Source organism: Bradyrhizobium sp., from assembly GCF_050014615.1.
Taxonomy (GTDB): Bacteria; Pseudomonadota; Alphaproteobacteria; order Rhizobiales; family Xanthobacteraceae; genus Bradyrhizobium.
In genome coordinates this window covers 1-9,703 of sequence record NZ_JBEKCZ010000212.1, presented here as the reverse complement: position 1 = coordinate 9,703, position 9,703 = coordinate 1, and the positions used below count along the sequence as shown (strand labels likewise).

The following is a 9,703-nucleotide window of genomic DNA, read 5'->3' as shown; positions in this document are numbered from 1 at the left end:
GCCGCTACCGGATCGTTTGAAGTCGCGATCACGGTCGGCCCCTTCAACAGGGAACCGATGGCAACGACGTCCGTGCCTTCAAGAGCAATTTTGGCAAGACGGTTCTTCGAGACCTTCACCGATGCACCCGCCTGCTTCATCTGCATGCGCAGCTTCTGCATCTGGGCCACGGTGAGGCCGGAATAGTGGGCGACGACTGCAACGCTGGTGGTCTTGAACAGACCGTTCAGCGCCTCAACCGCGTCCTTTTTTGCCGCTCTTTCCACAGCAAGCTCTCTCCGGTTGGCGGCCTTTGCCTCACAGGCAGGACCGCCGGGTTACACCCATCGTCCCGCCGTAAACCTGACCTCGAGACATTCCAGTCTTTCGGACACGTCGGGCAGAACGACATTTGAAAAGCCTGCCCTCCCGAACCTGATGGCGCGGGGTGTCGAGGTTCGAACCATATCCGCTGCCCGTCGCAGGGCGACGCAAAGCGAAATCCGGTCTTCACCCGTCTATGCAGGCCATGAATTAAGCCGTTGAAGAAACTTGCGTTTCACCGCGGGCGCCTGCAGTCTTGGACAGGATCGAGGCACTCCAGCATGCTGGAGACCCCTGCCCACATCCCCCGGAACGACGGCTTTCCCTTCCTTTCGAGCAATCCATGCGGATGTCCTGAAAGGAATGGTCTCCTATCGTATCGGGTTTTCGGAATGCGAGCACAGACGTGCCAGCAACGGCCAGCACGCCCGGAAACGGCTCTTTAACGAGTCTTTTCTGGCTTGCCAAGCGCTAATTTCCGGTAATTCGGATGGTCCCGGCATTTGCACAAATTCAGTCCGGAATCCCCGATTTCAGGCGCCCCGAACCTCATATGGCAGCGGCTTGCCAGCGAAAAACGCCTCGAGATTGGCGATCACGCAGTCCTGCATCGCCGTATGCGATTCGGTGGTATGGCCGCCGATATGAGGGGTCAGCACCACATTGGGAAATGCGGTCAAGGTATCCGGCGCGTGCGGTTCATTCTCGAACACGTCGAGGCCGGCCCCGGCGATCGTGCTCTCGGTGAGCGCTGTGACCAGTGCGGCCTGGTCGATCACCGAGCCGCGCGAGATGTTGACGACATAGCCGTCCTTGCCAAGTTTACGCAGGATGCCGGCATTGACGGCGTGATGGGTATCCGCGCCGGCGCGAACCGCGATCATCAGCACGCTGCACCATTCCGCCAGCGCCTCGAGGCTCGGCAGGTACTGATAAGGTACGTCGTGCCGGCTGCGGCTGAAATAGCCGACCTCGGTCTCGAACGCCGCGACGCGGCTTGCGATCTTGCGGCCGATCTCGCCCATGCCGTAGACGCCGACGCGGCGGCCGGGATTGCCGGGCTGCGGACGCAACAGCGGCGAAGGTTTCGCCGCTGCCCAGTTGCCGCTGCGGACGTATTCGTCCGCCGGCAGCAGGTGGCGCGTCGCCGCCAGCATCAGCGTCACCGCCAGATCGGCCACCGCGGCCGCGTTGGCCGCCGGACTGTGACCGACCGCGATCCCGCGTTTGGCGGCGGCGTCAAGATCGACGCCGTCATAACCGGTGCCATAGCAGACGATGGCGCGCAGCGCCGGCAGCGTATCCATGACCTCAGCCCGCAGCGGCGTCCCGCCGGCCGTGATCATCGCCCGGACGCCAGAAAGCTGTTCCGCCGTAAAGACCTCGGCCGGCGGTTTGCCCGCGGCATCCATCAGGTCGAAGCGCTGGCCGATACGGGCCATCATCGCCTTGGGGAAGCGCGAGTAGATCAGGACTTCGAATGGCATGGACCTACTTCCTCGTGTCAAAAAACAAGAGCGGAACCGGTTGCCCAATTCCGCCCTTGATTTGTTTTAGCCGTTCCCTGGAGTCCTAGCCGAGCAGGCTTCCCGGCTCAACCTTGACGCCCGGCCCCATGGTCGAGGAAACCGCCACGCGCTGGATGTAAGTGCCCTTGGAGCCGGCGGGCTTCGCCTTGGCGACCGCATCCGCAAGCGCCTTGACGTTCTGCACCAGCTTCTCTTCCGAGAACGACGCCTTGCCGATGCCGGCCTGCACAATGCCGGCCTTCTCGACACGGAATTCGACCGAACCGCCCTTGGCGCCCTTCACGGCCGAAGTGACGTCCATCGTCACGGTGCCGATTTTCGGGTTGGGCATCATGCCGCGCGGTCCCAGTACCTTACCGAGCCGGCCGACCAGCGGCATCATGTCGGGGGTGGCGATACATCGATCGAAATCGATGGTGCCGCCCTGGACTTTTTCCACCAGGTCTTCAGCACCGACGACATCGGCGCCGGCGGCCTTGGCCTCCTCGGCCTTGGCACCACGCGCGAACACGCCGACGCGCAAAGTGCGGCCGGTGCCGTTCGGCAGCGTCACCACGCCGCGAACCATCTGGTCGGCGTGACGCGGATCGACGCCGAGATTGATCGCGATCTCGACCGTCTCGTCGAACTTCGACTTGGCGCGTTCCTTGACCATCTTGATGGCGTCCACGAGCGGATAAAGCTTCTCGCGGTCGACGCCCTCGCGGGCCTTCTTCAAACGTTTTCCAATTGCCATGACCGTTACCCCGCCACCTCGACGCCCATCGAACGGGCTGAGCCCTCGACCATCTTCATGGCCGCTTCAATGGTGTCGCAATTCAGATCTTTCATCTTTGCCTCGGCGATCTCGCGCACCTGCGCTTTGGTCACCGCGCCGGCCTTGTCACGACCCGGCAGCTTCGAGCCGGAGGTGAGCTTGGCCGCCTTCTTGATGAAGAAGGACATCGGGGGGGTCTTCATCTCGAAGGTGAAGGAACGATCGGCGTAGATCGTGATCACCACCGGGATTGGGGTATTCTTCTCTTCCTTCTGCGTCTGCGCGTTGAACGCCTTGCAGAATTCCATGATGTTGAGGCCGCGCTGACCAAGCGCGGGTCCGATCGGGGGCGAAGGATTCGCCGCACCGGCCGGCACCTGCAATTTCAGGTATCCGGTCACTTTCTTTGCCATCTGTCACTCCTGTTATGCCGATCGAAACCGGCTGTTTCAGGTTTCGTGGTTCGGATGAAGACGGTTGGCGACCGCCTTGTCCTCCCACGACCTCTCTCTTGAAGACGCGCTTCGCGCTTTCGCACGCGAGACGCGCTCCATCTTACGATCAGACCTTCTCGACCTGACCGAATTCCAGTTCGACCGGCGTGGCGCGTCCGAAGATCGACACCGCGACCTTCACGCGCGAGCGCGCCTCGTCGATTTCCTCGATGACGCCGGAGAACGACGCGAACGGGCCATCGGCCACCCGCACATTCTCGCCGATCTCGAACGACACCGACGCCTTCGGGCGTTCCACACCCTCCTGCACCTGATGCAGGATCCGCATCGCCTCGGCCTCCGAGATCGGCATCGGCTTGTTTTCCGCGCCAAGGAAGCCCGTCACCTTCGGGGTGTTCTTGATCAGATGAAAGGCTTCGTCGGTCAATTTCATCTTGACCAGCACATAGCCCGGAAAAAACTTGCGTTCGGCGTCGATCTTGCGGCCGCGGCGCACTTCGGTGACCTTTTCGGTCGGCACCAGCACCTGCTCGAACAGCTCATCAAGCCCGCGCTGCTTGGACTGCTCGCGGATCGATTCCGCGACCTTCTTTTCGAAGTTCGAATAGGCGTGGACGATATACCAGCGCTTGTCCATCGTTTGTGTTCCGGCGCTTGCCATCAGTGAATGCCGAGCAAGAAGGTGACGAGGTAACGGATAATCTGATCCGCGGCGAAAAAGAAAATCGAAGCCAAAGCCACCATCACGAATACCATGATGGTGGTGATCGTCGTCTCACGGCGGGTCGGCCAGGTGACCTTGGCGGTCTCCGAGCGCACTTCCTGCAGGAATTTGAACGGGCTGAAAGCCATCCGTCGGTGATCCCAGTCCGTCGTTGCGACGATTGGTGGTTTAAGGAATCCGAACAGCCCTCTAGCGCCCAGCCCTCTCTTGAAGGATGAGCCGTCCAGCGGGCTCGATTGTTCGGGGGATTTAAAAGCCGCGCCGGATATCCGTCAAAGCGGGCCGGCAGCAGGTGGCCGCTATGTACTGCGGGCCCGGCCAAAGGTCAAGGTAGTGGTAATCGGGGGTTGGCAGGGGCGGCAGGGCTCGAACCTGCGACAACCGGTTTTGGAGACCGGTACTCTACCAACTGAGCTACACCCCTATCGGGAACCAAGCGTCACCGCTTTTTCCGCGCCGTTTCAAGCATAGGCGACTGCCGGATTGCAAGAGCTAAGCGGTTCTGGATTGCAAGGGCGAAGCGGTTAACGCCCTGTTCAACCCCAATGTTCTGCGCCAGACTTCAGCGATAAGACTTGGACAACAAGACTTGGACAATAAGACTTGGGCGATATCCCCACCATACCCCTACCCGGCCAATAACAAAAGCAAAGGGAGAGACCATGACCGCGCAAACCGCCGCCAAGCCCCTCGCCGCCCCGCAGACCCCGCCGCTGCCCCAGGCCAAGCCGGAATCGCTCGGGCTCTCGTCCGTTCGGTTGCAGCGCATGTCGGACGCCTTCCAGCGCGACATCGACAAGGGAACCACGCCCGGCGTGACCATGATGGTCGCGCGCCGCGGCCAGATCGGCTGGTTCGACGCGCTGGGCCGGCAAAACCCCGCCGGCACCGCGCCGATGGCGCACAACACCCTGTTTCGCATCTTCTCGATGACCAAGCCGATTGTCTCCATCGGCATCATGATGCTGCTCGAGGACGGCCATTTCCTGCTCAATGATCCCGTCGCCAAATACCTTCCGGAATTCTCGAACCAGAAGGTCGGCGTCGACAACAACGGCAAGCTCGATCTGGTGCCGCTGGCGCGGCCGATCACTGTTCAGGATCTGCTGCGGCACACCTCGGGCATCGCTTACGAACATACCGGCAATGGCCTGGTGCAGCAGATGTATCAGCAATCGCGGGTGCGCAGCCGCAAGATCAGCAATGCCGAACACGCAGCCCTGGTCGCAAGCCTGCCGTTGATTTGCCAGCCCGGCATCGAATGGAACTACAGCCGCTCCACCGACATTCTCGGCCGCCTGATCGAAGTCATCTCCGGCAAGACGCTCGGTGCGTTCCTGACCGAACGGATTCTCGCTCCCCTGCAAATGGCCGAGACCGCGTTTCATACCGGCAGCGACAACGCCGACCGTCTCGCCGAGCCATTTCCGGTCGATCCCTGGAGCGGCGAAAAGGTGCAGCTGTTCGACATGCTCGAGAAGCCGGTAATGGAATCGGGCGGCGGCGGGCTGGTTTCCACCACCATGGACTATGCGCGGTTCTGCCAGATGCTGCTCAACGGCGGAACGCTCGAGGGCATCAGGATCATCGGGCGCAAGACGCTGCATTTGATGGCCTCGGACCATCTCGGCCCCAAGGTCGGGCTCCAATCGCATCTGGTGCCGCCGGGCCACAGCTTCGGCCTCGGCTTCGCGGTGCGAACCCAGGACGGCATGGCGCCGTTCGCGGGCTCGGTCGGCCAGTTCTTCTGGAGCGGAATGGCCGGAACCTTCTTCTGGATCGATCCCAAGGAAGAGCTGTTCGCCGTGTTCATGTCGCAGGGCCCGGGCCAGCGCGAATATTTCCGCACGCTGGTGCGCAGCCTGGTGTACGCGGCGGTGGAGTGACGATCCAAGGTCTCAGCTGATCGTCGCCCCGCCGTCGATCACGATGGTCTGCCCGGTCATGAACGTTCCCGCCGCGGCGGCGAGAAACACCGCGGCGCCGGCGATTTCGTCGGGCTCGCCGATCCGCAGCAGCGGCGAGCGCGCGGTCGAGGCCTTTAGCGTCTCCGGATTGTCCCACAACGCCTTGGCGAAATCGGTCTTGATCAGGCCCGGCGCGATGCAGTTGACGCGGATGTTGTGCTGGCCGTATTCGCAGGCGAGGTTGCGCGCGAGCTGCATGTCGGCGGCTTTCGAAATCGCATAGGCGCCGAGCACCGTCGAGCCCTTGAGGCCGCCGATCGACGAGATGATGGTGATCGATCCATCCTTGCGCGCGATCATTTGCGGCACCACCAGCGAGATCAGCCAGTGATTGGCGACGATATTGTTGTCCAGAATCTTGCGAAACTGATCGTCGGAAATGCCGGCCTGCGGCCCGTAATAGGGATTTGACGCGGCATTGCAGACCAGCGTGTCGATCTTGCCGAACACGCGATTGGTTTCCTCGACCAGATGCTTGAGGTCATCCTTGGTCGAGATATTGGCGGCCACCGCCAGCGCGACCTGCTTGCCGGCCTTGTCGTTGATCGCCTTGGCGACCTCGTCGCAGACCTGCTGCTTGCGCGAGGAGATCACCACTTTGGCACCGTGCTCGGCCATCCGCTCGGCGATGGCGCGGCCGATGCCGCGCGAGGAACCGGTGATGACGGCGACTTTTCCCGACATATCAAACAAGGTCATGTCTCTCTCCCGAACATTGATCCGGCGGCGGATGCGCCGGTTTGCATTGCGATCAGCTAAGCAGCGTTCGCGTCGTCCGACAACCGGATGCAGGCGCCGCGTCAGCCCAATTTGCTGGCGCCGGCGACTTGCGACCCGGCCATCCACGGCTGCTGATTGACCATCGGAATGCGCCAGCCGCTGTGAACGGCGCTGGCGAGATGATCGAGCCGGGTCACCGAGCAATTGTCGATGGTAAAGGCGAGCCCCTTCTCCGGCTGATGGCCGAGTGCCAGGCCGAGCGCCGCCTTGATGGTTCCGCCATGCGCCACCGCGATCACGTCCCGGCCGGCATGCTCGCGGTTGATGCGCTCGATCGCGCCGCGCACCCGGTTATAAAGATCCATGAAGCTTTCACCGCCCGGCGCGGGATCGTCGATCGGCGCGAACCAGTAGCTGCCGACTTCGACCGGGCGGCTGGCGAAAAACGCGGCACGGTTCAACCCCTGCCATTCGCCGAGATGCTGTTCGGCGAATGCCGCCTCGTGCGGCATCGATGCGGGTTTGGGAAATCCCGCCGACCAGATCGCATCGGCGGTCTGATGCGTCCGCTTCAGATTGCTCGCATACCAGACCGCATGGCGCGGCAGGATTTTTCCGACCGCCTCGAATACCTCGCGGTCGCTGGTGTCGCAGCCGATGTCCTTCTGCCCGTAGATGCAGCCGCCATCTTCCCGCACCGGCGCGTGACGCACCCACCACCATCGGGTCGCGACCACCCCTGTGGGGACCGAATGCTGCGCGACGAATGGGGCGGCTGGATTGGACATCGCGAGAACCCTTCAATAATGTTGCGTGTCCTACGTCAGAGCACACATGACCTCAAGTGACTTGGCAAGCGACTTGGCAATCCGCTTGGACGTTTGAAATCTTGTTTGAAATTCCGCGAGGCAGCAAGCGTACTTTTTATGCGCTGTTTTCCGGCGCGAACTGGTAATCTTTTCGCTGCAAAACGCCAGCGAACATAGCGAACATAAGTGACAAGGGAGAAACACATGGGCCGCCTCGAAGGCAAATCCGTCATCATCACTGGCGCTGGAAGCGGCATCGGACGCGCAGCCTCCTTATTGTTCACCAAAGAAGGCGCCAGGCTGATTGCCGTCGACCGCAGCGACAGCGTGAAGGAAACCGCCAAACTCGTCAGTGATGCCGGCGGAACCGTCGAAGCGGTCACCGCGGACGCCGGTTCCGAAAATGACGTCAAGGCCTTCATCGCCAGGGCGGTGTCGAAATACGGCAGGCTCGACGTGATCTGGGCCAACGCCGGCATCAGCGGTGGGCTGGTGCCGCTCGCCGACCAGACCGTGGATCACTGGCAGGAAATCCTGCGCATCAATCTGATCGGCCCGTTTCTCGCCATCAAATATGCCATGCCGCACATGATCGCGCAGAAATACGGCGCGATCGTCTGCACCGCGTCGGTGGCGGGCCTGAAATCCGGTGCCAGCGGACATCCCTATGCGGCGAGCAAGGCCGGCGTCATCAGCCTGGTGCAGACCACGGCCTATTCGCTGTCGGGCACCGGCGTGCGGATCAATGCGGTATGTCCGGGCTTGATCGAAACGGGAATGACCAAGCCGATCTTCGACAATGCACGCGAGCGCGGCACCGACGGCAAGATCGGCCAGCTCAATCCCTTGAAGCGCGCCGGCCAGCCGCATGAATTGGCGGCGATGGGATTGTTCCTCGCCAGCGACGACGCGTCCTACGTCAACGGCCAGGCGTTCCCGGTCGACGGCGGCCTCACCGCCTCGATGCCCTATGCGGGGAAACCGATTTAGGATGCAGGCAGTCGCTCTACACGTCATTGCGAGCGCAAGCGAAGCAATCCATCGCGCCGAGCAAAGAAAGAATGGATTGCTTCGCTTCGCTCGCAATGACGTCAAGACACACATCCGCGTTCTCGCAGCACGCCGTGCCCGAGTCATGCAAAAATCTTGTCCCTCATAAAACAGAGGGCGCAGGGAAAGCCGGGTGCTTGGCGCACCCGCAGCCCCCTGTGCAGCAAAAAAGCACAGGGGTAGAAGCCACAGGTTCGCAAAAAGCACAGGGGTAGAAGCCACAGGTTCGCCGGAACGCCCGGCCTTCCCTGCGCAATGGTTTTAACGGTTTCCTTCGTGATCTCCCCGGTGACCGGGCTTTGTTGTCACCGTCGCCAGCGGATACTTCCGCCAACTTGACGCCAGCGTCGGGGCGTCAGGACCACACGACTTCGCCGTCCGCACGCTCGCGCCCTCGTCAGAAGCGCCGCCTGCGTCCACCGCATCCCAACCCGCGTCCGTGACGATCGCGAAACGCCCCTCTGATCGGGACGGGATGGCGAATCAATAGATCTGTTTCTACCAAACGGCGAAGCGAAATATTTTTGCGGAAAGGGCTGGACGGCGGAGTCGCTGATTTGCTGTCGTTGATTTGCCCGTCGGGCAAATCACGGTTCGCGCCGCTCATTCGTAAGCCGAAGGCGCGCACGGACGACCGCGTTCAGTGCCGACGCGTCATGAACCCATCGAAGAATGCCGCGAGCGGCGCATAGCCGTCGAGCGGAAGAACATGCGCGACGTATTGGTCCGGCCGCACCACCACCATGCAGCCCCGATCGCGGTCGATGCCACGTAGGGTGAAGATGTCGTTGCCCCCTTTCAGGTCGGGGCAGAACATTTTTTCGTAATCGCACAATCCGTAACGTCCCTTCCGGGGCAGAAGAAAGGACGGCATGACCTCGATGGCGAGCTCGCGATGATCTTGCTGAAAGATCGCGCGGACATCGATCTCCGAGTCGATGTCCTCGCCATCAGGGGTGTATTTCCTCACAGGAGACTCCCCTGCCCCGGCAAGAAAGTCGCACAGGGTTCGAATGCCGGCGTTAGCCGCGGCGGGATCCGTTGCTCCGGCAAAGGCGAAGATGCGCCAGCGGCCGTCGGCCTTGACCACGTGACCGAGCTGAACAGGCTTGGCATCCGTCAAACGGATCACCGGCGCGGAATGAAAGCGCATCCCGATCGTCAAGCCCTGGGCCAGATGCTGATGGGTCGCCTCGCCGGTGAGGGTTGAAGGACGGTAGTGCGCCGCGGTTCCCGCGGTGTAGCGCCCGTGCCGGACGAAATATCGTTGGGTCTCGGCCGCATCGAACCCTTTGCTTGATGCAAGCAACGCGGCCCATTCGCGATCGAAGTCGATCAGTTCCTTGGCGACGGCCTGTCGTTCCGCCGAGTAGGTATGCAGCAGGCGAG

Annotated in this window: 11 protein-coding genes and 1 tRNA gene; 2 read left to right on the top strand and 10 right to left on the bottom strand. The window is 61.9% G+C overall.

Annotation, left to right across the window (positions count from 1 at the left end; translation table 11 throughout):
• The 7 genes from rplJ to ABR948_RS25150 all read right to left on the bottom strand — a co-directional run.
• On the bottom strand, window positions 1-266 hold a 266-nt coding region (gene rplJ / locus ABR948_RS25180), incomplete at its 3' end, for a 50S ribosomal protein L10 (protein ID WP_428123190.1).
• 570 nt (window positions 267-836) lie between these two features.
• The gene (locus ABR948_RS25175; RefSeq protein ID WP_428123188.1) at window positions 837-1,790 is read right to left on the bottom strand and encodes a 2-hydroxyacid dehydrogenase; all 954 of its coding nucleotides are present in this window, start codon (window positions 1,788-1,790) and stop codon (window positions 837-839) included.
• Window positions 1,791-1,875: 85 nt separating this feature from the next.
• The gene (gene rplA, locus ABR948_RS25170; protein WP_428123187.1) at window positions 1,876-2,568 is read right to left on the bottom strand and encodes a 50S ribosomal protein L1; all 693 of its coding nucleotides are present in this window, start codon (window positions 2,566-2,568) and stop codon (window positions 1,876-1,878) included.
• 5 nt (window positions 2,569-2,573) lie between these two features.
• Window positions 2,574-3,002, bottom strand: a complete 429-nt coding sequence (rplK, locus tag ABR948_RS25165; protein ID WP_428123186.1) for a 50S ribosomal protein L11 — start codon at window positions 3,000-3,002, stop codon at window positions 2,574-2,576.
• 148 nt (window positions 3,003-3,150) lie between these two features.
• Window positions 3,151-3,681: a transcription termination/antitermination protein NusG gene (gene nusG, locus ABR948_RS25160; protein ID WP_428123184.1), complete on the bottom strand. Its 531-nt coding sequence runs from the start codon at window positions 3,679-3,681 to the stop codon at window positions 3,151-3,153.
• Window positions 3,682-3,704: 23 nt separating this feature from the next.
• A complete protein-coding gene (secE, locus tag ABR948_RS25155) occupies window positions 3,705-3,896 on the bottom strand; it encodes a preprotein translocase subunit SecE (RefSeq protein ID WP_029584578.1) in 192 nt (63 codons plus the stop codon).
• Window positions 3,897-4,116: 220 nt separating this feature from the next.
• Window positions 4,117-4,192 (bottom strand) — tRNA-Trp (locus ABR948_RS25150).
• A gap of 238 nt (window positions 4,193-4,430) precedes the next feature.
• On the opposite strand from ABR948_RS25150, the gene ABR948_RS25145 reads away from it, so the two are divergent.
• A complete protein-coding gene (locus ABR948_RS25145; RefSeq protein ID WP_428123182.1) occupies window positions 4,431-5,654 on the top strand; it encodes a serine hydrolase domain-containing protein in 1,224 nt (407 codons plus the stop codon).
• Between the two features lie 12 nt (window positions 5,655-5,666).
• On the opposite strand, the gene ABR948_RS25140 is transcribed toward ABR948_RS25145, so the two are convergent.
• The gene (locus ABR948_RS25140; RefSeq protein ID WP_428123180.1) at window positions 5,667-6,434 is read right to left on the bottom strand and encodes an SDR family NAD(P)-dependent oxidoreductase; all 768 of its coding nucleotides are present in this window, start codon (window positions 6,432-6,434) and stop codon (window positions 5,667-5,669) included.
• 101 nt (window positions 6,435-6,535) lie between these two features.
• Window positions 6,536-7,243 carry a histidine phosphatase family protein gene (locus ABR948_RS25135; protein ID WP_428123179.1) on the bottom strand — a complete coding sequence of 236 codons (708 nt, stop codon included), beginning with the start codon at window positions 7,241-7,243 and terminating at the stop codon, window positions 6,536-6,538.
• Between the two features lie 225 nt (window positions 7,244-7,468).
• On the opposite strand from ABR948_RS25135, the gene ABR948_RS25130 reads away from it, so the two are divergent.
• Complete coding sequence (locus ABR948_RS25130; RefSeq protein WP_428123177.1) at window positions 7,469-8,254, top strand: SDR family NAD(P)-dependent oxidoreductase; 786 nt, start codon at window positions 7,469-7,471, stop codon at window positions 8,252-8,254.
• A 700-nt stretch (window positions 8,255-8,954) separates the two neighbouring features.
• On the opposite strand, the gene ABR948_RS25125 is transcribed toward ABR948_RS25130, so the two are convergent.
• Window positions 8,955-9,703 (bottom strand): FAD-dependent phenol hydoxylase family protein (locus ABR948_RS25125; protein WP_490337853.1); only part of this gene is annotated, 749 nt, incomplete at its 5' end.

Coding starts and splice junctions, on each gene's coding strand:
- ABR948_RS25130 (WP_428123177.1), top strand. CDS start 7,469: ATGGGCCGCCTCGAAGGCAAATCCGTCATCATCACTGGCGCTGGAAGC.
- secE (WP_029584578.1), bottom strand. CDS start 3,896: ATGGCTTTCAGCCCGTTCAAATTCCTGCAGGAAGTGCGCTCGGAGACC.
- ABR948_RS25175 (WP_428123188.1), bottom strand. CDS start 1,790: ATGCCATTCGAAGTCCTGATCTACTCGCGCTTCCCCAAGGCGATGATG.
- ABR948_RS25135 (WP_428123179.1), bottom strand. CDS start 7,243: ATGTCCAATCCAGCCGCCCCATTCGTCGCGCAGCATTCGGTCCCCACA.
- nusG (WP_428123184.1), bottom strand. CDS start 3,681: ATGGACAAGCGCTGGTATATCGTCCACGCCTATTCGAACTTCGAAAAG.
- ABR948_RS25140 (WP_428123180.1), bottom strand. CDS start 6,434: ATGACCTTGTTTGATATGTCGGGAAAAGTCGCCGTCATCACCGGTTCC.
- rplA (WP_428123187.1), bottom strand. CDS start 2,568: ATGGCAATTGGAAAACGTTTGAAGAAGGCCCGCGAGGGCGTCGACCGC.
- ABR948_RS25145 (WP_428123182.1), top strand. CDS start 4,431: ATGACCGCGCAAACCGCCGCCAAGCCCCTCGCCGCCCCGCAGACCCCG.
- rplK (WP_428123186.1), bottom strand. CDS start 3,002: ATGGCAAAGAAAGTGACCGGATACCTGAAATTGCAGGTGCCGGCCGGT.